The following is a 26,304-nucleotide window of genomic DNA, read 5'->3' as shown; positions in this document are numbered from 1 at the left end:
GCGCATCCGTCCCGAAAACTATTCTGGACCGACAGGGGGATCGATAGCCAATGCCCGCATTCAGCCACGCATTATCGCTGTCACAGTTTCTTATCCCGCCCATCTGCATGGGCATCCTCCTGGGCGGCTTCCTCCTCTACGTGTACATGTACGGCCGGTACCGGCTCCCGCTCTACGGCGGCATCACGCTCCTCACCGCGCTCGGGATCGTGTTCGTGGGGAGCGAGACGCTCCTGCTCTCCTACGGGTCATGGCTGCACAACCGTGAAATCGCCGTCCAGTTTCATCGCATCGAGCAGGTCGTCGGGGCGTTTTACCTCTTCGCGCTTCCCTATTCGCTCATCCACATACTCCAGCTCAACCGGCAGTGGCAGCGCCTGAACAGGGCCCTCGCCGTAGGAGGGCTCGTATTCGCGGCCGTGATCGCGGTATTCGCATTCGTCCTTCCCGACAGCTTCATCTCCCTCACCGGGCACAAGCCCACGTGGCTCACCTTCGAGGCCGATTACGGGAGGGGGCGGGAGGGTGTGCTCTACCAGGCCAGGGACGCGCTCATAGGGCTGTACGTGGTGTACAGTGTGATCGTTTTCCTGGCCGATCTCAGGATGCACCGCAACTTCAGGTTCCTGGTCTACCCCGTGGCCGGGCTCATGTGCGCCTTTTTCGGGGCGGTCATCGATACGCTGTTCGTCCACCTGGGCGTATTTTACGGCCCGTTCCCCGACGACTATTTTTCCCGCTTCAGCGTGGGCCTCACGATCATGATCATGTGCTTCATAGCCGCCGCCACGCGCCGGTTCATCGACACCGCGAAGGAGGTCGAGGTCGCGCACCGGATTATAAGCATCTCGGAGGAAAAGTACCGCCTCCTGGTGGAGGGCACGAACGACTGCATCATTTCGCTCGACACGGAACTGAACATCCTCAACGCGAACAAGGCGGTGTTCAAACAGCTCCAGGTTCCGGCGAGGGACTGCGAAGGGAAAAAGCTTTTCGACATCCTGTATTTCGATCCCGCTGCCGGGGGAATCGTCGAGCAGTTCATCCGCGAAAAAGCCAGAGAGTTTTTCGAAACCGGCAGGCCCGTCTCGTTCAAGGCCGCGTTCCGCGCGCACGGCACCGGGGAGCCGCGCGAATATTTTGTCCGGCTGGAGTCCATCAATATCGGCGAGAAGAACGAGGTGCTGCTGCGGGCCTCGAGCATCTACGACGATACCCTGATGAAGTATCTCGAGTCGGAGCGGATGCGCTTCTGTATCGGAAACTACCTCATCGCCTCCGAGGAGATCAGCAAGCGGCTGGTGCTGAACCTCGCGAAATTCATGAACCAGAAGGCCGTGAACCACATCAGGATGGGGCTGCGCGAAATAATCATCAACGCGATCGAACACGGGAACCTCAACATCACCTTCGACGAAAAATCGGAGGCCACGATGCAGGGGAACTACCTCGAGTTCATCTTCAGCCGGCAGCAGGACCCGCGGTACCGGGACAAGCGCGTGACCATCGAGTTCCTCCTGAACGCGGAGCGCGTCGCCTACAAGATCGCCGACGAGGGCAACGGCTTCGACTACAAGTCGGTGCTGGCGCGGGCGCGGGACGGTGTGAACGAGGAAATGCTCGCCCACGGGCGCGGCCTCCTCATGGCCTACAATATTTTCGACGAGGTCACGTTCAACCGCCGGGGCAACGAGGTGCTGCTGGTTAAGAGGTTTCACACCGCCACGGGTGATGCGCCCGACGAGGAGGCGGTTTCATAAGGGGTCCGATACGCTTTTCTCCTGCCGGACCCCTATTCCGCCTGATCCTCCCTGCCGATAATAACAATGAGCACAATCACCCAGGAGAGGTACCCAGTCATGGTTGAAGCCCCCGAGATAGGCGCCATTCCCTTTGACCGCATGAAGGAACAGGTGGAACGTGAGATCGTGTCCTTCCTGGAGCGGCGCAAGTACCCGGACGACATCACCCTCCCGCGCATCAGCTACGAGAAGGGCACCGCGCAGGTAAGCTTTTCGATCCCCGCGCTGGGGGACTCGATCCTCAACCGGTTCATTGGCGTCGTCAAGAACCACCTTGACCAAATCCGTATCCACGCCTTCGAGGACGGCTACTACGCGCTCCAGGCGCTCAACAAGAACCTCTACAAGACCGAGAACCTGTACGACAACCTGAAAATCGAATTTCTGGGCCTCTCCTCCCAGTTTCGCGCCGAGTTCTCCAAGAAGGGGAACCTCTCCCAGGAGGAGATCACGCTCGTCATAGAGCTCTTCAAGACCGCCTATTCGCAGATGAAGGACGACCCGATCGTACGACTGCGCAAGCTGGGCGCGTCGCCCTATATTGAAAACGCCAACCTGGACTGGTCCTACATCGCCGGCTACGACGAGGTGAAGCGGAAGATCAGGGAGTCCATCATCATGCCGCTTCAGACCCCGGAGGTGTACGATTCCATAGCGCGCCTCACGCGCCGCAGCTTCGAATCGAACCGCCCGCGCGCAATCCTTTTCGAGGGCCCCCCGGGCGTGGGCAAGACCACCATCGCGCGCCTCATCGCGGGCGAGGTGAGCGTGCCGCTCGTGTACGTACCCATAGAATCGATCATGTCGAAGTGGTACGGGCAGTCGTCCCAGAATCTCTCCCTCATTTTCGACGCCTGCGAGGACCTGGGGGGTTCGATACTCTTCTTCGACGAAATAGACTCGCTGGCCGGGTCCAGGGACCAGAACATGTTCGAGGCGACCCGCCGCGTGCTTTCGGTGCTGCTGCGCCGTCTCGACGGGATCGACGCCGTGGGCAACACGATCACCATAGGAGCCACAAACAGGAAAAACGACCTCGACCAGGCGCTCGTGAACCGCTTCGACCAGACGATACGCTTCCCCCTGCCGAATGAGAAGGAGCGCGCCGCGATATTCGCCAATTACGCGACGCATCTCTCCGCGGAGGAGACGACGGCGCTGGGGGTTGCCTGTGAGGGGCTTTCGGGACGCACGATCAAGGACGTATGCGAGATCGCGGAACGGCGCTGGGCCAGGAAGCTCATCATCAAGCAGCAGTCCGCCTCTCCACCGGATTTCGACTATTACAGGCATTCGCTCCGGATCTGGTCCGATGAACAGAAAGGCTGAGAGGGGCTCCTGGAAAGTAAATCGCGCGCCCGGGATGCGCGTTGATATCGGCCCCCGGGCCACCGCCGAAAATGCCTTCACCCGCGGCCGCGTTCTTCGCCGCGATTCAGCTTATCCCTTCCTGACGAGTTCGGCGATCTCACCGGCGAGGGTGTCGAATATCGGATAACGGGCGGCGCGCCCGGCGGTGAAATCGTTATCGTCCGCACCTGACTCCATCCGGCCTATGATCGTCTCCGCGGCTCCCGTGTGTTCGGCGATCCTCCCCAGGAAATAGTCCCGAAAATTATCGTTGGATATTCCAAACGCCCAGTCCGATGACTGGAGGAGCATGATCTCGCGGGCGGCCGCGAAGATACTGTGCGGGTCCGCGCGCCGGGAAAGTGCACACAGCCGGTCGAACAGGCCGGCCGCGCGCGAATAGACATCGATCACGTCCGGGTTGAGCCAGGTGGCCCCGTAGCCCCCCCTCCCCCACGAAGATTCCGCGGGAACGACCAGAGGCATATCCAAACCCCCGGGAAAATCGTCCGGGGTGACAAGCTCCAGGTCGTCCGATTGTTCGACGGCGCGCAGGACGCGCTCCAGGAAAAGCGGCCCCTCGTACCACCAGTGGCCGAAGAGCTCCAAGTCGAAGGGCAGCGTGAAGACAGGGTCGATGCCCGCGAGCTCCCTCACCCTTGCCGCGCGCTCCCGGACGGCCGCGATGAAGCCTTCCGCGTGCTCGTCGCAGGCGAGCGACGCCTCTCCCGGGTCGTAAAACTTTTTTTCCGAAGAGCCGCCGGTGATGCCGAAAAGCCTTAGCCCGAACGGGGACCGGGTAACGCCGTGAGAGGAGAGCTCCCCCTCGGGGATATCGTACGTGTAATCACGGTGAAACTCGCGATACCGCACGTCGCCCGGGTAACCCGATTCCCTCGACCATATCCGGTCCGAGAGTCCCGCATCGCGCGGGAATACGCGAAGCCCCGTCCCGGTGACCACGGGGAAAAAATTTCCCGTCGGGGGAACCGTGGGTGTCGCGTACAGGCTGTGCGCGCTCAAGAACGTATAGTCGATGCGCGCGTGCGCGAGGAGCCCGTCCAGGCCCGCATAATAACCCATTTCCGGAAGCCAGAAACCGTCGGGCCTGGACCCGATAATTTTCTCGAAACAGCGAAGCCCCGTCTCGACCTGGAGCCTGACCATCCCCGGGGAATGCCTCCACGCGGGCAGGAAGGCGTGGGTAGCGGCCGTACAGATCAGGTTTACCCCGTGTCCGGCCGCCGCGCGTATCGCGCCGACCAAACCACGCTCCTGCCGGGCGAGCCAATCCCCCGATTCCGCGGCCCGGCGCGCGAGAAAGCCTGCCGCACGCGCCGCGTCGAATCCCCCGCGCTTCGCGGCTATCCCGCAAAGCTCCTTCAGCACGGCAAGGTAATCCAAAAACCGCGCGGTGAAGTAGGGATCGTCCAGCATGGAAATCAGCGTAGGGCTGACGGACAGTGTAATTTTGGGGGGAATGCCCGCAGGCCACAGATGCTCGACCATTTGCAGAAAGGGTATGTATGAATCGAGCATCGCCTGGTACAGCCACAATTCCTGAAGGGGAAAGCGCTCCTCCGGGATGCGCACCCAGGGGATATGGGCGTGAAGGACGAACGCGAGGCGCGCACGCGCGCCTTTACCGGATCCCATGGTACTATGTCATGAGGACGAGGACGATCCGCCCGTCTCGCCCCCCGCGCCGGAAATGTCGTATAGATCCTTTACCCCGTTTTTGCGGAGGGACTTGTCCAGCGCGGCGCCGGAGAGCGGCACGTCTATCTCGCCGGATTCGGCAATTATCACGCGGTAGCCGTGCAGGCTCTCGGCGGTGAGGCTAAGGCGGACGCGCCTCCCGGCGAATTCGCCGGTAACGAAGATGTGCCAGCGGTTTTCCCTGCCGTACACGGGATACTCGGTGCACAGCGTGGAGCGACCCTCCATCACGATCCATACTTCGAGAAAGAGGAAGGGATCGCCCTGGTAATCGGCGATCGAGGCCGCCTTCTGTTTTTCCCACACCTGGGACTCGATATGCCACTCGGTGAAGATCAGGTTTTCATCGATGAGCAGGCAGACGAATTTCGTGCTGGAATTCGGTTCCATTTGCTCACCACCGCGCCCTGTGTTCCTCTGCCCAGCCGGTGAGGCCGTCGATACGCTGCTCGCGGCCCGCGTCGGTACGCAACGTGCCGCGATAGGTCCCGAACATCTGGTGGACCTCGCTTGCGATAACAAGAAGGTTCGTCTTCGCGACCCGCTCGAAAAACGGCGTGAGCGTGAGGTTCAGCCTGCCGTCCCGCGAGCTGAAATACCAGGGACGCATGTACGAGGACGGGTCGTACGAGATATCCACCCAATCGAGCTTGGTCATCGCGCCGTTTATGAAGAAGCAGTTTTCCGTGGCCGCCGAAAGGTCGCCGAACCCGCACCCCAGGTTGAGACCCACCGACCCGCCGCCGGGAAGGAACCCCGATGCGCTCGCCCAGTTCCAGAAGCTGGAATATTCCCACACCCCGCGTCCCCAGTCCAGGGTGCCCATGGCGTCCTTCCTGGAAAACGTGCGTTTCTTTCCCGCCACCGTGACGCTTCCCTCCGCGGGCATGCAGTTGATCTTGCGGTTATAATAGAAGCGCTTCGCGCCGATAGGCGTGGTAATCACGAGGGAATCCATCCGCGGCTCGAACAGCGTGATATTCGCCTCGCAGTCGCCTTCATGAAACCCCTTCCACCACACGGAAAGCTCGCGCCGATCGCCTTTTTTGACGAAAGAAAGCCGCGCACCCGGGTTCTCGAACAGGATATCCCCCTGTTCGCTCGAATGCGGGAGATCGCACCCCTTTCCGAGCGGGATGGTGATGCTCCGCTCCACGCAGAAGCCCTTCGCGAAATCGATGAAGTACACGAAGACCATACCCGCGTAGCCTATATGGGACACCGTCGCCGAGAAGAAAAAATCCCGGGCAGTGATTCCATAATAATCCCATTCCTTGAGGCGAAGCCGGTTGAGCGCCCTGCCGGGGTATACCCGTATGTTTTCGGGGTTGTATTCCTGCAGGGGCGAGCGCGCGTATCCCGGTCTGGTGAGCCTGCCATTCCCAACTAACAGCTTTTCTCGTTTCGTTATCTCGGTTTGCATGGAAAAACTATACTATCTGCCGAAGAAAAGTCAAACACGGAATTTTCGCGCCATAAATTGTTGACATTACGGCTCGAAAAGTCACCATACTGGAATTACCGCGCCCCGGCCGCGGAGGGTGTGTATCGATGAGACAAATGGCCCCTATACTCTGCATGGCGATCCTTGTCATGACCGCGACGGTCTCGCAGGCTTCCGATGAAGCCGCAAGCATCGCGGACGCGGTGAGTATCAGTGCCGCCCTCTCCCGCCAGAGTCATACCTTCAGCATCTCCGAAACCGACAGCGAGCATGAAATTCCCTACGAGACCAACGTGACGTGGGACCTTGGCATACGAACAAGCTATCTCGGGGCCGCGCTTGGGTTCAGCGTGGACGCGCCGTGGTCCCGGGGCGTGGAGGACAAGGGGCAGTCCGATTATTACGCGGTGGAAGGCAGTTACTTCCGCCGCTCGTTCGGGGCGGAGGCGAGCTGGAAGCGGTACCACGGCTTTTACGTGCCCAGGGACTCCCTGCGCAATCCCGTGAACCACGACTATCCCCAGCAGCCGAATCTCACCTGCACCAACGCGGGTCTTTACCTCTATTATTTTTTCGACGAACGATTCTCCTATCGCGCCGCGTTCCAGCAGACCGAGCGCGCACACGCGATCTCATCCTCGTTCATACTCATGGGTTTTTCCACCTTCAGCCGGAACGAAAGCGACCGCTCGCTCATCCTTCCCTCGGAATCGACCTACTTCGAGGGACTGTCCGGCCTGGAATCTTTCAGGTTTATCAGCACGGGCCTGTCGGGCGGGTATGCGTTCAGCATTCCCCGCGGACCCTTCTTTCTCTCCTCGGCGCTCCTGTTCGGGGACGCGGTGCAGCACCAGCGCTTTTATACCACGGGGAAAACGATAAACCGCGTCATGGCGTGGAACCCGTCCATGCTCCTGCGCGTTGCGGCGGGATATACGGGCGACACATATTTCGGAGGCATGCTCTTCACCGTCGATTCGAACCAGACGCATTATCGCAGGGTCCGGATAGACCTATTGACTGTCCAGTTTTCAATCAATTCCGGGACAATGTGGTAATCCCGGTTCACGCACCGGCGCCGGCCGGCATCTATCGACCCAGGCGCCGCGCGGCGGCGGCGCGGGAGGAGGAGGAATGATCAGCAGGTACTTCAGGCTTAACGAGCTCGGCACCAGCGTACGGCAGGAGGTGATGGCGGGGCTCACCACCTTTGTCGCGATGGCCTACATCATCATCGTCAACCCCAAGATACTCGAGGCCGCGGGCATGCCCTTTGGCGCCTCGATGGCGGCCACGATCTACACCGCGTTTATCGGGACAATGCTCATGGGCGTGTACGCGAAAAGGCCCTTCGCGATTGCGCCGTACATGGGCGAAAACGCATTTATCGCCTACACGGTGGTCAAGGTGCTGGGTTTTTCCTGGCAGACGGCGCTGGGCGCGATCTTCCTGGGGGGCGTGCTCTTTATCATCATCACGGTGCTCCGCGTGCGCTCGTGGCTCGCGATGGCGATCCCCCAGAGCCTGAAGATTTCCTTCGCGGTGGGCATAGGGCTCTTCCTCACGTTCATAGGGCTTAACGAGACGGGCATCGTCGCGGTGGGGGTTCCGGGCGCCCCCGTCCACGTGGGCAACCTCCGCGACGTGACCGTGCTCCTGGCCATAGGCGGCTTCCTCCTCATCGCGTTCCTCATGATCAGGAAGGTCAAGGCCGCGATGCTCATTGGCATCCTGGGCGTGACCGCGGCCGCGTTCGCGATTCAGACCGCCGCCCCCCATCTTTCCATCATCCGGATACCGGACCGCATCGTGAGCATGCCGCCCGACATCTCCCCGGTATTCATGCAGCTCGATATCGCGGGCGCGTTCACCTGGGGATTCTTCTCGGTGATACTCACGATCTTCATCATGGACTTCATCGACACCATGGGGACGCTTATAGGCCTCTCGTTCAAGGCGAAGCTCCTGGACGCCCACGGCAACCTGCCCGAGATCGAGAAGCCCATGCTCTGCGATGCGGTCGCGACGACGGCGGCCGCGCTTATCGGCACCTCGACCGCCGGCGCGTACATCGAATCCGCGGCCGGGATCGAGGCGGGCGGCCGCTCGGGGCTCACCGCGGTGGTCACGGCGATCCTTTTCCTGCTCGCGCTCTTTTTCGCGCCCTTCCTCACTGTGGTACCCTCGTACGCCTACGGGCCCGCGCTCATCATCGTGGGCATGCTCATGATCGCGCCCATCGCGCGCATCAACTTCGACGACCTTTCCGAAGTGATACCGGCGTTCACGATCATCGCGCTCATGTGCTTCACCTACAACCTGGGCGTGGGCATGACCGCGGGCTTCGTGATCTACCCGCTCATCATGCTGTTCTCCGGCAAGCTCCGCCAGGTGACCTCGGGCGCATGGTTCCTGTGCGCGATGTCGGTTCTGTTTTTTATTTTTTATCCGTATTCGTAAGGGGCGATGCGGCATGGGGTCCGATACGCATACAGGCGCGAAGCGGACCCCCGCCCCTTACCGTGAGCCGTCGCGATCGCGCGTCGCCGCCGGATAAACGCGAAAATGCGCAACCGGCTTATTGAGCAGCTGTCTCTGTATATAACTATATATCCGGGAGAATAGTGTGATTGTACTGAGAAAAGAAAGGGTATCCGTTTACACGCACCTCGCGGGGGTGGCGCTCGCCGTAGCGGGGACCGTCTTCCTGGCGTTTACGACCCGCAAATCGGCAAGTCTGCTGGGGGTATCCCTGATATACGGGTTCTCGGCAATATTCCTCTTTTCCGCGAGCTCGCTTTATCACGCGTTTAAAAGAGAAGAGGACGAGGTTTCGTTCTGGAGGAAGCTCGACCACCTCGCGATTTTTTTCATGATCGCGGGGACCTACACGCCGGTCTGTTACGCGTACCTCGATGGCGGATGGCGCTGGTCGATCATCGGGGTGCAGTGGGCACTGGTGCTCGCGGGCCTGTTTATGAAGCTGTTCTACCTGAACGCGCCGCGCTGGCTTACCGCCGGGGTATACGTCATTATGGGCTGGATCGCGATAATCCCCGTGCATAGGCTCTACGGCATCATGCCCGCCGATGCGCTGCTCTACCTTGCGCTGGGCGGGGCCGCGTATACGTCCGGTGCGATAATCTATGCGATCGAGCGGCCGCGCCTCCTGCCGGGGGTGTTCAGTTTCCACGAGTTGTTTCATGTGCTGATATTACTGGGGGGATTTTTTCACTTCCTGCTCGTATACGTGGCTATGACGGGGGCGCTTAACGCGGCATGATTTGACTACGCGGTTTCAATCCCCGCCCAGGGACCGATAAAGGCGGTCCGCGTCCGCGCCCTCGGTCCCCTCACCGGGAATTTTCAGCGATCCGCGCAAGGCCGTGAGCTTCGCGCGCAGGCCGGGGGTTTCGACCTCGTAAGTGATCGTGCAGTCGTCGCTCTCCCCGTACCGCTCCTCGACTACCCGTCCCGCCAGGATCGCGTCCCGGAACGCGCCGAAAACGGCGTTCCTGCACGCGAGCACCCCGGACGGATCGTCCAGGGAATCGCCCCCCAGTATCCAGGCGAGCTCCTCGACCACGCGCGCCCGTGCAAGCGCCACCGCCACCGTCTTCGCCGAGAGCCTGCGTGCCAGTTTATCGGCGGCATTTTTGTCGGGGACGCCGGGCGCGACCACGCGATAGGCGTTGTCGTTCACCCACTCGCCCGCGAAGAGGAGGGAGGGGAGGAGGAGACTCGACAGCATTACAACAGCGAATATTCTCATTAATAAATTATTCTGCAGCGGGGCAACTTCGCCTGTAACCGCTGTACTCCTTCCTTTGTTACTTTTGTCCCTGTTAGCATTATTGAAATCAAACCATTAAACGATTCAAGATGCTTTAAGCCATCGTCGGTTATATCCGTGTTACCGAGAGTTATTGTTTGAAGTTTGCTAACTAAGTTAGGCATCAAACTCAACGAAACAAGGCCATTATCTGTAATCCTAAGATTATTTAAAGTTAAATACTTTATATTGACCAAGTTTTCAAAATGTTTAAGACCATTATCTGTTATTTGCGTATTCATAGCTTTAAAAATCTCTAATTTACGCATGTTTGAAATATAATCCAGCGAGCTGTCGTCAACATTAGTATACGAAATATCTAACTCAATTAAATTTATTAAATTATTCAGGTGTTTAATTCCGATTGAAGAAATGGCGGTTCGAGACAATCTGATACGTTCCAATGAAATTAAGTTACGAAGATGAACTAATCCATCATTTGTGATGTTTGTTTTTTCTAGACTAATCACCCGAGCTTGTGTAAAATATTGTAGAAATATCAGATCCTTATCATTTATCATTGATACGGAATTCAAATTTATAACTTGATCATCAACTTCTCCGCCCCTAGAATTGAAATAATTAATCGCGTGTTTAATGTCTTCTGCAATACTAAAATTGAATGGAACAATCAAATAGAGACTAAAAATACTCAAAATAGAGATTCTACTCATTTTTTCATCCCCATATTTTAATGATTTATAACTCGTAAAAAATCATATCTCCAAAAATTTTGAGAAGTCACTGAATCCTTTGCCTTCGTTCCATTATAAACTGTTGGCCACCCAGTACAACCCAAATACTTAACCCCATTTTCCGTATATACCATCATATTATGTCCCGCATTTGGACCAAATTCAGGCATATAAATCCTCACCGATCCAAAACAATTTGGATCATTTTGGATCAATTTTTTATACTCATCCCAGGACTGAATTATACACAGTTCAATACTTTCAGTATTGATCGTATATTTCGAGACAAGTTCCGCGGGCTTGTCAATAAATCCATTTTCTAATCTCACGCTGCCATCCATTACCGAATTCGCATAAAACTCCGCAAAGGATTCCATTCCCGAATTTCCGTTCCGAACAGCTCCACTATTTTTCAGCAAGGTATAATAATTTTCAATAGTACAGACCGATTGAGCGAGAATACTTGTGTTAATCTTACTCGTATCATATCCTTTCTCTGCCAACCTTCTCATCGCGCTATTAAGCTCGGTTATTATTCCAGGCCCATATTGCGCAAGTCTCTCAACATCACTACGCACTTCTACGGGGTTATATTTATTATACTCTCCCCGTACATCCAATCCAATCGATCCATCTTCTCTAACCGCAAAATCATATTCCCCATTAATAAGCTTCCCGCTCCTCAACAGCATCAGCTTATCAAGCGTTCCGTCTTTCCACATGCGGTCCGCTTCCGCGATATCGGCTTCCTGGCGGCGCTGGGAGGCGAGTTCTGCCAGCGCGGCTTCGACCTGATTCCTCGTATTGTTATCGACAAAACCGTTTCCCTGCATCCAGTTCACCGCGCTCTGCCCGAGTCTCTGCCCCAATCCCTGGGACAGGGCGAACTCGTTCAACGAATCGAGCATGCCGTTGAACGCGCCCGAAAGCATTCCCCGGCGGTTAAGCGCTTCGTACAGGGCGAAGGATGCGTCCTCCTGCCGGCGTAGTGGGTCTGTATCGGCCCCCGTGCCTTCGCGGGGCAGGGAATCGCTCTCCCGCGCCGCGATAACCTGTTCGCGCGCCTCCAGGTATCGGGCGCTTCCCCTCCCCGCGCCCTCCCCCATGATCCCGGCGAGGTCGCCCCAGGTGAAACGCGCGGCGTCCCAGTTCCATTCCGTGAGCATGTAGTCGTCCACGCGGCCGCCCCGGCTGCCCAGCTTATACGCCATCAGGAGCGAATTGGAGACAAGGCCCGCGGCCATTTTTTCCTCGTACGCGTTTTGCGTTCCCCCCGAGGCCCGCTGCGCGGCGGTTTCTGCGGCGGCGATGGCGAGGGTATCCGCGCCCAGGTTCGGCTCGTACCACTCGCCGCGCCCCTGGGCAATCCCTGCATTCGCGTAATTGGCCGCAAAGTTGTACGCAAGGTTTTTATCCATCCCGCCCGCGGTGCCCGCCATCGCGAGCAGGGTGCTAGTTCCCGCGGCAAAGGCGTCGCGCCTGGTGATTTCATATCGTAAGCCGCCATTCCTGTCAAGCTTTGCCCCGGAGGCCGCAAGCTGGATCCCGCCGCGGATACCCGCGGTCGTATATGCCCCCAGTTGCAATTCCTTCACGTAACCCCCCGCTGCGGTCGCGGCCATCTGCACGAGCGAGAGCGCCATTTCCCCGCGGCCCAGGTTTCCTTCCGCCGCCCGCTCGGCGAGCATGAGCGACTGGATCCCCAGTGAAACCGCGATCCCGACGGGTCCGAAAAAGCTCGCGGCGGCCGATATCCCCTGGAGCGCAATGGTGCGGTTGGCCAGGGACTTGCCTATTTTCTTTTCGTTATGCATGGCGCGATCCAGGATGCGCGCGCGCTCCCCCGTGCCGCCGCCGGTACGTTCCCCGTCTCCGTTATACTGCGAGTACTCGCCCATGTGACGCTTCGCATTTTCAATCTCTTTCCCGAACGCGAGCTCGAGGTCGGTCATGAGCGTTTTCATGAGGTCCCCGGCCCCCGGGTCGTCCAGGGACAGGAGATCGACCGCCGCGTGGCTTCCCTCGCTTTTCAGTTTTCCAAGGTAATAACTCACCCGGCCGTCCAGGAGCGATTCGGCGTCGGCGGTATAGTCACGGTACCCTCCAATGCTGAAATCGAAGCCGTTCTCGGTTTTTCGGTACTCGTTGCCGTCCGCTTTTACATACGAGTACCCCATGAGAAGACCATCGATCTCCGTGTGCATGTACTCGTTCATTCGCGCCACCGAATCCCGGTATCCGTCCGCCATCGCGTTCATCCATTCCAGTTGGCGTATCCGCGAGGTACGTTCGAGTGCGAGACCGTATTCCCCGAGCGCCCCCTGGAAATCGTCGAGCACCGTTCCCCCCGGCTTCCTGGCCGAAAGGCCGGTCATCGTAACCGGAAGGGCGCGGCCTTTCCCGGATTGAATGAATTCGTCGGTAAGACGGCCCGGCATATACCTCATGAGGTCGGAAAGCACGGCGCGCGCATCCCCGGCGGAGACGCCATCCCGCTCCGCGCCATGGAACCGCGCGTCCGCGATCATGCCGTTCACCATCTCCGCAAGCCGGGTTGCGAGGTCCAGGGTATCCTTGTATCCCGCATCGTCATATGCCCTGGACAACCACGCCCTCTCGCGCTCTTTCAAATCGTTCGACAAGGCTTCCCACTCCCGTTTCTCATCGAGCGCGCGGCGTCCCGCTTCCCTGCGCCACTGTTTCCACTCCTGGATAAATGCGCGCTCCATCGCGTCCCACTGCCGGTTCCCGCGGTTGAATACTCCCCGGACCCGCGCGTTCCATCGTCCATGCTCCTGCTCCAGCAAATCCCTTTCGCGCCCCCAGGCATATTCCTGGAGCGCTTCCCGGCGCGAAAGCTCCAGGTCGTTCACACCCTGCCTGTCGCGCACCAACTCCGCGAAACGCTCATGAATCGCCGGATCATGCGAGTCCTCCATTCTTTCAAGTTCCCGGAGATCGGCGACGGTGAATCCCTCGAGGATGCCCGCATACTCGGTCATTGCTTTTCTGTAGGCGGGGTTCTCGCGTCCCGCCTCCGCCGCGGAGGTTTCCAGCCCGGGGGCGATCTCCGCCGCGAGCGCCCCAAAAAGCTTTTCCCTGGCGCGCAGCACCACCGTTTCATCATACGCCGCGTCGCCCCGCGTGCTCATGCCCGAGGTATAATCGAGATAGGTTTCAAGGGCGTCCAGCCGGCCCTGCTCGAGATGCGAGCCGTACGCGGTACAGACCTCCGCCGCATTCCACACCCGCATGTGCTGGTCCGTTTCTTCCAGGTCCTGGTCCAGCCGGGGCGCTTCATGCCAGTAGAGGTCCGCATTCATCGGATCATTTTCTCCGGAAGCACCCCGCACCAGGAGATCGAGGTCCCCCTCGCGAAGCTCGGCGCCGTTGCGCGCGGCAATCTCCCTGATGACCGTCTTCAGGCTTTGTTTGTCCATGGTCTTCGAGTTTCCCTTTTCGTCACGGTACGCGATCACGCCCGCGGCGCCGTCGTCGTCCAGGCTCTCTATCTGCGTCAGCGCCGCGTACCCGAGCCCCGCCTTCTGCATGATGCTCTTTCTCTCACGGAGCTTCGCGCATGCCTCGTTGAGCTTCCGGACCTGCGCCGATGCGTTTTTCAGATTCGTTGCCGCCTTCCGGTAGACGTCGTCCATGTTTCCCGCGATCTGGTCGAGACCCTTCTCCGCTTTTTTCAGGGCGTAACGGAATCCGCTTAAAAGCGCCTTGAGCGGCTTCTTCATCCAGCTCCACTTGACGCGGTCGATTTTCCGTTCGACGGATTTTATCGAATGCTGTATCTTGTGCATGCTTTCATAAAGAACGAGAAACGCGCTGCCGCCCCCGATGTACCTGAACCATTTCGCGACGTTGTCCCTGTAGCCGAGGTATTGCCGGGCGTAGGTCGTAATCGTCGCGTGGATTTCCCCGCCCGCGTATGTTCGGTTTTCCTCATCCTCCCCGTATGCCTGCTCCATGTAATCCATGAGCTCGGGCGCCTCCGGATCGAACGCATCGGTTACGGTGAGAGCCTCGACCACGGGACGCAGCATCGCCAGCGGCTCGGTCCGATACACGTCCTCCACGTTCTCGTCGTACCAGCGCGCAACCTCGGAGAGGTCGTTTTTCATCACGATGGGCGGCAGGATGTAGCGCAGCATTCCCGAGAAGATCGATTTCCAGGGATTCGAGAAATCCTTGCTCGAAAGCGGGGCGGCATCAAGCGTGTAATCGCGCTTCATGAGCCAGTCCAGGAACCGGTCCCTCGACCGGGCATTCTCCTCTCCCGGCGCCGAGGCAAGCATCGCATTTTTCAACTCATCGTATTCCGCCCGCGCGCGCTCATAGGCGATAGAGCGCTCCTCGACCTCGCGGCGTACCAGGTATTCCACCTTCGCGATCCGGTACGCCCGCGAGGCTTTTTCCACGAGATCACGCTCGACGCGCACGTAGCCGGCATCGTCCGTCACGCGCTGCTCCTTGACCCTTTCAACCTCGCGTTCACCGGCATGAAGCCTTTCGAGGCAGGCCCGGTACATCGTTTGTGTTTCGCCGAACTCCTCGGCGGCATCGATGGCGAGTCCGTTATCCTGTCCCGCATCGTCCGCACCCGTTTCCGAGGCGTAAAGATAGGCGCTCGACGCGTACTCGTACACCGCCTGCTTCGTGTCGAAATCCTGCTGTGCGTTTTTAAGACCCGCGTACAGCGCGGCGATGACATTTAACTGACCGATATACCCTTCCTGCGCCGCGCGGTACGCCGCCTGCCTTTCCAGGACGGCGTCCTCGGCGACGCGAAGCGCCGCCCCCGCAAGGCCGTGCGCATCCTTCGCCGCCCCGTATTCGCTTCCCTGCAGGTATCCCTCGGCCCCGCCGGTTATCAGGTCCAGTATGTCCGAAAGAACGGCGATCCGGCTTTTGGCCTCGTCATTTTCGCGGAGCGCCCCTTGTAGGCGGTCGTATTTTTCCGCGGCGGAATGCAACTGCGGGGTATCGAACTGCGCCCTTATGCGGCCGATCATGTCCTCGAGTTCCTGTCCCCATGGCAGCACTTCACCCTCGCTGTCCACGCTCCTGCCGGTATCCACATTGTAAACCTCACGGTAGGCGCGTATCAGATCCGATTCATCCGCGATTTCCGTCCCGCCCGCCTCCTCGTCCGCAAGCGACGCAAGCGCGGTTTCCTCCACATCGGCGGCCGTTTTCAGCCTTTCGAGCGCCCGGCTGAGCCCGGTCAGCGCCTCTACGAGCCCGTTATCCAGCGAATGTCCCGGAACGCCTGCATCCACGAAACCAAGAGTGCTCTCCCCGGCCCGATCCGCCGCGAGGAATCCCGCCTCGAGCCTTCGCGCCGCGAGCGGGTATTCATTCTGTTCGGACATGAAGGTCGCCATGATCCCGTCGGGGACTTCGTACTCGGTCCGCGACAACTTCCGTATGACCAGGTCATCCGCATATCGGGCGGTTTCGATGTCCGATATTTTGCCGTCACCGTCGTCATCGCGCGGAATCTTTTCCCCGGCCGGCACCACGACAAAACGCGCGTCACGGCCCGCCTCGACGAATTTTCCGATATAATAGTCCCAGTTCGCGAGCGCGTCGCTCCACGCGGACCGGTAATCCGCGGACCCGTTCGCACCGTGCATCGCGTAGTCAAGGAGCGCCGCCGCGTCCTCCGCGTCGCCGAGCAGGACGGCATAGCGCGCCTCCACCGCGCCGTACAGTCCGCGTGCGTCCCCGTCCCCTCCCGCAATCCGTCCGATAAGTTCACCCACGGTGGACGAAGCCCCGCGCGCAGCAAGGGCCAGCGCGCACTCGTTCACCATTTCGAGACATGCATAGGGGGACAGCCCATCGGGGACCGCCGCGAAGGCGCGCATGCGCCCCGCCAGCGCCTCGTCCTCGATTCTGCGCGCATCCAGGTACGCCTCGACGTCCGCACCAGGCCCCATGCGCATCGACTCTTCATAGGCGCGCTCGTCCGTATCAAGCCCTTCCCGGAAGAAGGCGCGCTGCTCATCCCCGGGAGCGAGACCGCACGCATCCAGGAATTCATCCACATCGAGGTATTCCCCGGCCATGAATCCCGAATAAAAATCACCCCTCAAAGAAAGCAGGGCAGTCGCGGGATCAAGCTCCCGTTCGATGAACACCGCCGTGTGTGACGCCGCGGCGTCATACGCATAGTGCAGATCGAGACCTGAAAGCGCCGCGGACGGATTGTCCGCCGCAAACGCCGCCCAGGCTGCCGCGTATTCGGGCAACCGTCCCTCGCTCGCTTCCCTGCGGCAGTAATCGAGAAACCGAAGTGCGCATGCATACGCGCGAAATTCCCCGGCGAATTCATCCGGACGAGCCATCCCTTCAGCGGTCGAGCCACGAACGCTATCGAGGTACGACATTGCCGCGAAATCGGCATATGTTTTCATTTCCGCGTCCGGGATCGATGCCGGATCTTTTCCGGTGACGCGAAGAAACGAGTCCAGCCATTCCGCCATCGATCCCGAAACGCGCGGGCCCAGGGCGCGCGCGATGCGCCCCCTGGTGTCGAATGGTTCAATTCGCCCGGCAATTTTCCGGGAAAGCTCCGCGTCCAGCCCGGGCCCCTCGTTGCTATTTTCAAGATGCTCCCTGAACGCATCGAGATCGTCAGGGTAAAGGCCCATAGGGTCCGATAAAAATTCATGCGCGTAGTATTCCACCAGGTATTCCTCGCGCGCCGCCCGCAGCCGTTCCACGAGCGTGCGCACCTCCCCCGCCGCCTCCGCGCCCGCATGTGCCTCGAGCGCCCCTGCCTTTCCGGCCAGCGTTGCGATGACCGCGTCCATTTTTTCAATATCGGCGATGCCGAACACTGCTTCACGGCCCGCCTCCCCGTTCCCGGCATTATCCCGGTAAAGAGCGACGATTGACCCAAGCTCCTCCATGAGCGTACGCGATTCGCGCGCCAGGTCATCCGCATCCCTTTTCAAAGCCTCCGCGCCCCCGACACCCGTGTCCCGGTGCGCCGATATAAATTCTGCCGTTCGCAGCGCCGCGAAACGAGCGCTCACCCCGGCAAGCGCTTCCCGCACCGTTTCGGGGAGATTCTTCGAGTCTTCCCCAGCCGCGTACGCCGCGAGCCTGGCTCCCGCATTCTTCAATTGATCTACGCCGGCGCCCCCGTTCATGAGCGCCACCAGGTCCTCGTAGATGACCCCTGCCCCCTCCGCGACGCGCCTCAGTAATCCCTGGCGCATCACGAACGCATGTTCGCGCGAATTCCCGTAATTCTCTTCCGCGTAGCGCGACAGCACTCCCCACGCACCCGCCCTGTTCGATAATTCGCCAAAGAAACCCTCATGCGCAAAAAGCAGCACCGACCCGGGATCCGAAAGCGCGGCAACCCTGACGACAAGCTCGCGGTACTCCTCTTCCCCCATCGGGGAACCGGCGAGGATATTCCCATCGCTCCCCGTATTCGCCTCGAGGAGCGCACTCCACGCGGCATACTGTGCCTCGACGGTTCCCTCCTCCGTCATGCGGGGCAGGATTTCCGAAAAAAACCTCGCGGCGTATTCCGCAGTAAGCGCCTCACGGTCCCAATCACGCAGGAACTCATCCCATGCGGCTTTGCCCTGGTCTTCGCCGGCGGAATTCAAACGTCTTATTCCCTCGCGAAACTCCGCGCTCTCCACCAGGGTGAGCATCGCGTCACAGATATAGTATTCATTGGTATCCAGTCCGCGAAGGTACGCCCCCGCAAACGCGGCATCCCTACGCGCCAGGAGCGCCCCCCTGATCGTCTCGTAATCCGACCCTCTCGAGGACATAAAGAAGTCTCGCGCTCGCCTTACCGTCTCCAGGTTACTTGTCGCGACGCGGGCCGGAACAGCCGCCCCGGTCCGGTCCAGTTCTGCCTGCATCCAGGCCCGGCTGTAGGGCGTGGCCGCGGTGATCTCCCGGCTTCCCGTAAAATCGGACAGCAGGTACTTCACGACCTCTTTCGCGGACTCGAATGCCCCGTCCAGCGCGTTCTTCGTTTCGGCGAGCGCGCCCATGAGGGCGCCCCTTCGCGCCGAAAGCTCGCTCCGTACCAGCGCGCGAACGCGTTCCTCGATCTCCGGATTTATCGGGCCTGTGGCGGTGTCGCCTTCGGTGCCGAGTATATCGGCCGCCCACAGGGAAGAAAGCGCACGGGCGATGTCACCGGCGCCTTTGCAATAGATTTCCTCCGGACCCAGCCGACCGCCCGAAAGGGAGCAAAGTTCCTCGACTGCCGGGAAATCGCCTGTCGAGGCGGAACGTATCCAGGAAGTGACCGTTTCGAAATCCGGCTTTTGTGTGCCGTCCCCGTACGGGGACGGCGGCAGGAGCTCGAACACCGCTTCATCGAGCCACGCCCCCCCTGCGTCCATTTCCGCCGCGATTCTTTTAAATATTGCATAACGCTCATGCGCTTCCGCGAGCCCGGCGCGCGCACTGGAAAGCCGCACATTTTCCCCGTCCATGTAGTACGGGTCGGCCTTTTCGACCGTGGCGAAGATTTCATCTTCGCGCGCACGCGTCTCGGCCGCAAGCGCGTCCGCCGCATCGTCCTTGCCCCGGGCGGCGGTAACCGCCGCGCCGAATGCCTCCAGGTTTCCCCTGTACCCCTGGGAATCGGCGTCTCCCTCAACCACCGCGATCGCGTCCGCGAGGCGCGCCTCGTAGTCGCGCGCGGATGCGACCCCCTCCTCCACCCTGCGCGCGGCGTAATACTCGCGGGCATAACGAAGCAGCAGGCTCTCCCCGTTTTCCTTTACCCTTTCGAGTTCGCTTACGCGCCGGACCAGCGCCGTGATCTCCTCGAGAAGAAGCTCCCTCGAGTCGGGATTTTCCAGGTACATAAGCCGGGCGTTCGCCCTGCCGAACAGCTCCTCGGCGCGATCAAACTCGAGCTGCGCCAATTGCAGGGCTTCCTGCGCATCGGCGACCCCCTTCGCCTCATCGTTCACCCTGTTTAAAAACACCTCCGTGAGCCGGGTCTCGGCCCGATCCAGGTCCGCCCTTTTTCGGTCGCGCTCGTCCAGCGCCTCCAGCCGGGCGCGCTCCTGCTCATCGCGGCCCGGCCTCGCCGCGCCCGCGAACGCGTATTCGTAGACCCCCTGTGCCGCGGCCATGCGCCGTTTCCAGTATTCCTCCTCGATCCGGAGCTTCTCGAGATCGTACTCGGCCTTCGTCATGAGATAGGGATCGCGCCCGTTGGCGACCGTTCCCTCGAACACCACGTAGGGCGTTCCCGATGCGTCCAGCTCCGTGTAGACCACGTGCATGGTCGCGCCGCGATCGTCGGTAAGCGTTCCGTTCCCGCCGCTCCCCGCGTATTCCTGCCGGAGCTCGATCTCCGCGCGCACGAGCAATCCCTGGAAGCGCGCGGTCTGATTTTCCCAGCGCGTCTTTTCCGCGACGAGCGCGTCCATGAGCGCGCTTTTATCCGGACGGTCCCGGTAGCGGGCGATAAGGGTGTCTAAGTAATAGATGCTTTCCCGCGCTCCCGTGAGCGCGCCCGACCCGGTGTCGACCATGCGCTTGATGCCGGTAATGTACTCGTCCCATTGGCCGCCTTCGGTCCGCACGTACTCCCGAAGCTCCTCCGCGGCCCGCGCCCTGTCCTCGTCGAAATTTCCGAGCGAGGAGAGCCACATCGATTCTCCCCGGCCTATCTGCGCGTCGATATCCTCCATCCATAAACGCCTCTCCTCCCGGATCCGGTTCCAGGACGAGGCCCATTCCCCCTCCGCCGCGTCGAAGCTTTCGGCGCGGTCGCGTTCCCACGCCATGCGCGCGGCCAGCAGCTCTTCCTCGGCGTCCCTCCATACCGAAATTCCCGCATCGATGAGTGCGCGCGCCCCGGACAGGCCGTCCGCCGGCGTCGAACCGGCGCGCGCCCCCGGTTCCCCGAGCCCGCGCTCCATCAGGTCCTCCACGCGGGCGCGGGTCGCCTCCAGTATCCTCCTGGATACCGCTTCCGCCGAGCGCTCTTCGGTATCGCGACGCAGCGAATCGGTGTCCTCCAGCCGCCTGCCGATGAACGCATTCCGGGCCCCTGCGAGATATATCTCCTCGTCGGCCCTCGCGCGCTCTTTCATCGCTCCAAGCCTCGCGTCCAGTGCGCCGATAAACTCGTCCCGCATCTCGTCCGCGTACGCACATGCGGAAACGAGAAAATCGCGCCGCGCGCGTATTCCGTTTTCGTACGTCTCCCAGAGCGAGATGAACGCGCCGCCCGCGCCCTCCTCCCACAGGGCATACGCGTCGCGATAGCTCTCCACCGCGCCGGCTCCCATATCGGCCTCCCGGATCGCCGTGCGCAGGGTTTCGCGCGCGAACGGGGGCACCGCGATCTCGACAAGGCCCGCGTACCATGACGCCTTTTCCCGCGCCGTTTCACGGTCAAGCTCCCTGTCGAAACGCGCGCGCGCCTGCTCGAGAAGCGCGCGCAGGGAATCCTCGACGCCCGCCGCGTCCTCTCCCTGCGCGGTCCGCGCCTCCGCCTCGCGCGCGATCTCCTTCTCCGATTCCCGCTCCCATCGCGCGCGCACCGCCGATGCGCCGTACGAGGCCATGCGTTCCCATTCCGCCTCCATCCGCCTCGAAGACGCCGATTCCAGATACCTCCGGACCTCCGTGCGCGTATCGGAAAATTCCTTCAGGCGCAGTTCGCCCCGGGCATGATTGCCGGCGATGAGCGCGCACAGCGCGATGAGACAGATGCACAGTTTTTTCATCTGGATTCCTCCGGTTTGCTTGTTATGCGGAATTCAACAAAGGAGCGACGGGGACGGGGGGACCGATAACGCCCTCGCGAAGCGGCGACGCCATCGGTGGTGAATCGGGATTTCGGACGGGTCGTGCCGGGAAGGCACATGCCGACTACAGGAATGGCCCCCTTCCGTCCACGCTCGATGAGACGATAATGGCACCGCTCGGGACACGGCGAAACTTCCAGCATCCGCCGCGCGCCGATGCGCGGTCCCCCGGGGCGCGGCCTCGCAACTCGGGCCCTGTTTCCCGGGCCGGCACAGCATCGTTCGTTTCCTCGGACGAATGGGTGCGACTCCCCGGCCGCGAGAAGATTACTCCGGCCGGGCGATTCCCGCAGTATGAAGGGACAATATGCACCTTCAAGCTCAGAATCGGTCCGCATAACAGCGGCATGTACGTCCAGCCGGGTAACACGCATGCCCGTCTCATTCCCGGCGACGGCCGCGCCGCATGTTCCCCCCGCTTCATCCGCGAGGTAGATCGGGTCCGCTCGATTCGCGCATTCCCCGGCATCCGGCGCATAAAAAAAGGCCGCATCCGCGCGGGAACCGCTCGATAAGAGCAATCCCGCGCAGGATACGGCCATAACGGAGGTAAGAAACAACGCGTTCAAGTCACACCCTCTATAAGGAGTTCCATCAAACTCACTGCTCCTTATACGAATGCGAATTCGGTTTCGAAAAAAAATTTGTGGATTTTATCCGGATTTTTTTATTCGATGGGCACCGGCACCATTTATCCCGAAAACGCAGGAAGGAACCCATGAAAATGCGTGTAGCCCTGACCATACTTGTGACCCTCGCGGTAACGGTCGCATTTGCCGCCGATAAGCTCACCGTGGATTCCTCCCAGGGCGCGAAACCGTACCCCGTCTGGGTGGAGAAAGCCGAAAAGATCACGTTTGCCGTCAAGGGGACCTGGACCATGTGGGACCGGTGGGCGCCGGTGGATTACAATGGGCACACCTCGTTCAAGAAAGTGGGCTCGTTCTACCTGGGCCAGCTTATCGGCCGCGTGGAGGGCGGCCCGGAATTCACGGTCACCGACGGCCTGACCTACACGAGCCCGGTCTCCGGCAGGCTCGTCCTCTATCCCAACCGCGGGAACTACGCGCACCTTGCCACCGCGGGCGCGCTCACCGTGAACGTGACCGGCGGCAAGCCCGTCACCGATTCACAGGCCGAAAAGCTCACGGGCTGGGACATCGCAGCGCTCGACACCGCGCGCGGGGAAACCTACCTTTCGGGACCCGAGAAGGACGTGGTGCTTTTCCTCAACAAGGCGCGCAGCAATCCCCCGCTCTTCGCGCGCATGTATCTCGGCACGCGCAAGGAATCGGGAGGCTATGCCCTTGAGTGCTACAACGAAATGCTCGCCGCGAAACCTCTTCATACACTCGCGCCCTCGAAGGCGCTTTCGCTCGCGGCACGCGATCACGCGACCGACATGGGATCTACGGGGGGAACGGGCCACACGAGCTCGTCCGGCGCGGACGCGGCGGCCCGCGTAAAAAAATACGGCGACTTCACCGGCCCCTACACCGGCCCGTGGGAAAACTGCTCGTACGGGGCCGCCGACCCGCTCGAGATCATGCTCCAGTTGCTTATAGACGACGGGGTGCCCAGCCGCGGCCACCGGAAAAACATATTCGAGAAGAACGTGAACTTCGTGGGCGTTTCGATCAAGCCGCACAAGACGTACCGCAACAACTGCGTGATGGATTTCGCGGATTCGATCAAGGACAGGTAGGCGCTCCGTCGCCAAGGTGTATCAACGCATCGTAATCGCCGTGAGCGCGCAGTGCGTCCGGGAGGTCGCGCCCGTTGCCGTGCGTATCGGCGAAGACCGCTATTTTCATGCCGCAGCCTGTCGCTTTTTCGTAAGCGGTACCGGGCGGCTCAGGGCAGCTCCAGCGAAATCAGGAATTCCGCCCCACCCTCCGGCCGGTTCGACGCGATGATGTCGCCCCCGTGGTCGGTGATGATTTTTTTTACGATCGCCAGTCCCAGCCCCACCCCGGTGACCTTGGTCGTAAAGAAGGGCTCGAAGAGCTTGTCCAGGTCGTCGGGCCGTATACCGGGCCCGGTGTCGCGGACCGCGATCTGCACGCGCTTTTCCTTTACGCACGTCGCGATTTCTATCGCGCCGCCGCCCTGCGTGATATCGATCGCGTTCTGTAACAGGTTGAGCATCACCTGTTTCATCTGGTTGAAATCGGATTTCACGAGGGGAACGTCTTCCATCAGGTTAAGCCGGATTTCGAGGCGTCTCTCCTGGAAAAGGTTGCGCAGCAGGTCCACCGTGTCGTGTATGACGTCGTTCACGCTGTTGAATTCGCGTATGTAGGGCGCCGGACGCGTGAAATCCATGACGTTCGAGAGCACCTTCTCGAGCCTTTCGGATTCCTTCAGGATTACCTGGGCCGCGCTGTATATCATCTCTTCCTTTTTGATTCCCCCGCGCGAGAGCTGGGCCACGCGCCGCGCGTATCCCCCCACGGTCACGAGCGGGTTGCGGATCTCGTGCGCAATGTGCGACGCGATGCGCCCCACCGCGGCAAGCTTTTCCGATTCCACGATCGCCTCCTGGCGGTCGGTGAGCTTTTCCATCTCCTTCTTCATGAGCGAAAGGTTGTTGTAGCTTTCTATGGAGAGGGAGGCCTGGAAGGCGAAAATGGAGAGCAGCTCGATGCTGTCGTTGCCTATGGGCATCTGGTTGAACTTGTTGTCGGCCATGATCACGCCGATCGTCTTATTCCCCGCGACGAGCGGCACCACGACGAACTCATTCACATCGGCAAAGTCGCGCAGCTCCTGGTCCACACGTTCGTCCCGCGCCGCGTCGAGGACATGTATATTCTCCACCCCGCGCATCGCCATGACGAGCAGGTTCCCTTCGTCCAGGGGGAAATGGGCCGTGAGCACCTTGCGCAGGAGATTCAGCCCCTTGCGCGGCTGCTCGCCCCTCTCCTTGAGCTGCGAGAGGACGTTCAGCCTGCCCGAGGGGAGATTGCTCCATATCTCGATGGCCTCGTCCAGCGAATCCGGGCCCACGGCCATCTTTCCCGCGAGCGCCTTCGAGGATCCGTCGACGAGCAGGAGCATTGCACGGTTGAATCCCAGTCCCGAACCGGAGGTCACCCCCGTGAGAATCGTATAAAGAACCGTATCGATTTCGGAGTCGCGCTGTATCGACTCGGAGATCTGGCTTATCAGGCTTATCTGGTAGTCCTTCCGGCACCGGCTCGTGATGTCGTCGATGACCATGATTATCTGGCTCGCGCCGCGCTGGTCGATCCTGGAAAATTTAATATCGGCGATCACGCTGATGCGGTTGCGCGAAAGAAGGTGCGTCTTTTCAAGGATGGTGGTTCCGCCCTCAACCTTCACCTGCCCGACGGATTCGAGAATCCTCCCGGTGAGGAAGACGAACACCTCGTCGATCCGCTTCCCGTATATCTCGTCCCGGTCGTACTGGAATTTATTGCAGAAGCTGTCGTTCGCGAAGACGATATCGTTTTTTTCGCCCAGCACCAGGAAGTACGAGGTGATCGAGAACACCACGTTGTTGTACATCTCGCGCAGCTGGTCGATCTCGTTCTTCTGCGTCGAGACGATATCGTCCATGTGCTTGCCCATGATCGCCAGCTCGTTGAACAGCTGGGAAAGCTCGTCGCGGCCTTCCATCGCCTTCGCGGACGCGAAAAATCTCCCCTTCTTGTACTCCTTGATCACCTCCCCGATATCCCTGAGCTTCCGGAAATATAACCGGTCGCTCAGCAGGTACAGGATCGAAGCCTGGACGACAAGGAGCAGGAATACGGGCAGGAAGACGGCGATGAACAGGGGAGCGCGCAGTAAATTTTCCGACCTGAACAGGAAATACAGGTAGACAAGAAGCACCATGTCCGGGAAGAAAAAGAGCGATATCTTGAAAAAGTAGCCCAGCTTCATGGTCTAAGTATACCGCCGACAAGCGGGATTTAAAAGATTCCAAACGACATAATGAACACTATGAAACTGGTAATTGCAACAAAAAATAAGGGAAAAATCGCCGAAATACTGGAACGTCTCAGGGATCTGCCCGTTGAGATCCTGTCGCTTGCGAACTTCGACACCATGCCGGAGGTGGTCGAGGACGGGCGGAGCTTCGCGGAAAACGCCGAGAAAAAAGCGAAAGCGGTCTGCGCGTATACGGGTCTCCCGTCCCTCGCCGACGACTCGGGACTCGTCGTCGATGCGCTTGGCGGCGAACCGGGCGTGTACTCCGCGCGCTATGGCGGACCCGGCGCGAGCGACACCGACAACTGCATCCTTGTCCTCGAAAGAATGGCGGGAGTCCCCGAGGCGAAGAGGACCGCGCATTTCGAATGCGACCTGGCGCTTGCCCTGCCCGACGGCAGGGTGTATCACGCACGGGGTGCCTGCGATGGCGTCATCACCGCCGGGCCCCGGGGTGAAGGCGGGTTCGGGTATGATCCGATATTCCTGGTCCCGGAGCTGGGCAGGACGATGGCGGAAATTCCGCTCGCGGTAAAAAACACCTTGAGCCATCGCTCCCGGGCGATTCAAAAAATGCGCGAGATCCTTGATACGCTTGCAGAAGAAAATCTCTAAACCCCACGTGGAAGCCGTCCGGGGTCCGATTCGCGATATAGCATTTGACTTGGCTTCATTC

15 protein-coding genes are annotated in these 26,304 nt (G+C 60.1%); 7 read left to right on the top strand and 8 right to left on the bottom strand.

Annotated elements, in window-relative coordinates:
- Positions 1–50 precede the first annotated feature (50 nt).
- Together EPN93_08055 and EPN93_08050 are read left to right on the top strand one after the other, a co-directional pair.
- Positions 51–1,760, top strand: coding sequence for a hypothetical protein (locus tag EPN93_08055; GenBank protein ID TAL36760.1), 1,710 nt, complete (start codon positions 51–53; stop codon positions 1,758–1,760).
- A gap of 66 nt (positions 1,761–1,826) precedes the next feature.
- Positions 1,827–3,131: an ATP-binding protein gene (locus EPN93_08050; GenBank protein TAL36759.1), complete on the top strand. Its 1,305-nt coding sequence runs from the start codon at positions 1,827–1,829 to the stop codon at positions 3,129–3,131.
- A gap of 111 nt (positions 3,132–3,242) precedes the next feature.
- On the opposite strand, the gene EPN93_08045 is transcribed toward EPN93_08050, so the two are convergent.
- From EPN93_08045 to EPN93_08035, 3 genes are read right to left on the bottom strand one after another with little or no spacing between them, the layout of a single operon-like run.
- Positions 3,243–4,808, bottom strand: coding sequence for a DUF1957 domain-containing protein (locus EPN93_08045; protein ID TAL36758.1), 1,566 nt, complete (start codon positions 4,806–4,808; stop codon positions 3,243–3,245).
- Positions 4,809–4,817: 9 nt separating this feature from the next.
- Positions 4,818–5,261 (bottom strand): hypothetical protein, encoded by a 444-nt coding sequence (locus tag EPN93_08040; GenBank protein ID TAL36757.1) that lies wholly within the window; start codon positions 5,259–5,261, stop codon positions 4,818–4,820.
- Between the two features lie 4 nt (positions 5,262–5,265).
- The gene (locus EPN93_08035) at positions 5,266–6,294 is read right to left on the bottom strand and encodes a DUF2804 domain-containing protein (protein ID TAL36756.1); all 1,029 of its coding nucleotides are present in this window, start codon (positions 6,292–6,294) and stop codon (positions 5,266–5,268) included.
- A gap of 128 nt (positions 6,295–6,422) precedes the next feature.
- On the opposite strand from EPN93_08035, the gene EPN93_08030 reads away from it, so the two are divergent.
- The 3 genes from EPN93_08030 to EPN93_08020 all read left to right on the top strand — a co-directional run bounded on the left by EPN93_08030 (position 6,423) and on the right by EPN93_08020 (position 9,598).
- Entirely contained in the window at positions 6,423–7,373 is a 951-nt protein-coding gene (locus EPN93_08030; protein TAL36755.1) for a DUF4421 domain-containing protein, read from the top strand.
- A gap of 76 nt (positions 7,374–7,449) precedes the next feature.
- Entirely contained in the window at positions 7,450–8,775 is a 1,326-nt protein-coding gene (locus EPN93_08025; GenBank protein ID TAL36754.1) for an NCS2 family permease, read from the top strand.
- Between the two features lie 175 nt (positions 8,776–8,950).
- The gene (locus tag EPN93_08020; protein TAL36813.1) at positions 8,951–9,598 is read left to right on the top strand and encodes a hemolysin III family protein; all 648 of its coding nucleotides are present in this window, start codon (positions 8,951–8,953) and stop codon (positions 9,596–9,598) included.
- 15 nt (positions 9,599–9,613) lie between these two features.
- Here EPN93_08020 and EPN93_08015 read toward each other — a convergent pair whose 3' ends face one another.
- From EPN93_08015 to EPN93_08005, 3 genes are read right to left on the bottom strand one after another with little or no spacing between them, the layout of a single operon-like run.
- A complete protein-coding gene (locus tag EPN93_08015; protein ID TAL36753.1) occupies positions 9,614–10,087 on the bottom strand; it encodes a hypothetical protein in 474 nt (157 codons plus the stop codon).
- Positions 10,087–10,821 (bottom strand): hypothetical protein, encoded by a 735-nt coding sequence (locus EPN93_08010; protein TAL36752.1) that lies wholly within the window; start codon positions 10,819–10,821, stop codon positions 10,087–10,089. The genes EPN93_08015 and EPN93_08010 overlap by 1 nt, the downstream gene beginning before the upstream one ends.
- A 17-nt stretch (positions 10,822–10,838) precedes the next feature.
- Positions 10,839–21,590 carry a hypothetical protein gene (locus tag EPN93_08005; protein ID TAL36751.1) on the bottom strand — a complete coding sequence of 3,584 codons (10,752 nt, stop codon included), beginning with the start codon at positions 21,588–21,590 and terminating at the stop codon, positions 10,839–10,841.
- Positions 21,591–22,389: 799 nt separating this feature from the next.
- Here EPN93_08005 and EPN93_08000 point away from each other — a divergent pair.
- Positions 22,390–23,376 carry a CAP domain-containing protein gene (locus EPN93_08000; protein TAL36750.1) on the top strand — a complete coding sequence of 329 codons (987 nt, stop codon included), beginning with the start codon at positions 22,390–22,392 and terminating at the stop codon, positions 23,374–23,376.
- On the opposite strand, the gene EPN93_07995 is transcribed toward EPN93_08000, so the two are convergent.
- Together EPN93_07995 and EPN93_07990 are read right to left on the bottom strand one after the other, a co-directional pair.
- Positions 23,363–23,485, bottom strand: coding sequence for a hypothetical protein (locus tag EPN93_07995; protein ID TAL36749.1), 123 nt, complete (start codon positions 23,483–23,485; stop codon positions 23,363–23,365). The genes EPN93_08000 and EPN93_07995 overlap by 14 nt on opposite strands.
- A 40-nt stretch (positions 23,486–23,525) precedes the next feature.
- Entirely contained in the window at positions 23,526–25,580 is a 2,055-nt protein-coding gene (locus tag EPN93_07990; GenBank protein ID TAL36748.1) for a PAS domain-containing protein, read from the bottom strand.
- A 60-nt stretch (positions 25,581–25,640) separates the two neighbouring features.
- Here EPN93_07990 and EPN93_07985 point away from each other — a divergent pair, with 60 nt between their 5' ends.
- On the top strand, positions 25,641–26,243 hold the full coding sequence (locus EPN93_07985) for an XTP/dITP diphosphatase (GenBank protein TAL36812.1): 603 nt from the start codon (positions 25,641–25,643) through the stop codon (positions 26,241–26,243).
- The last annotated feature ends 61 nt before the right edge of the window (positions 26,244–26,304 follow it).

It is taken from the genome of Spirochaetota bacterium, assembly GCA_004297825.1.
Classification (GTDB): Bacteria; Spirochaetota; UBA4802; order UBA4802; family UBA5368; genus FW300-bin19.
The sequence above is the reverse complement of the archived record's forward strand: the minus strand, read 5'-3'. Positions and strand labels throughout refer to the sequence as shown.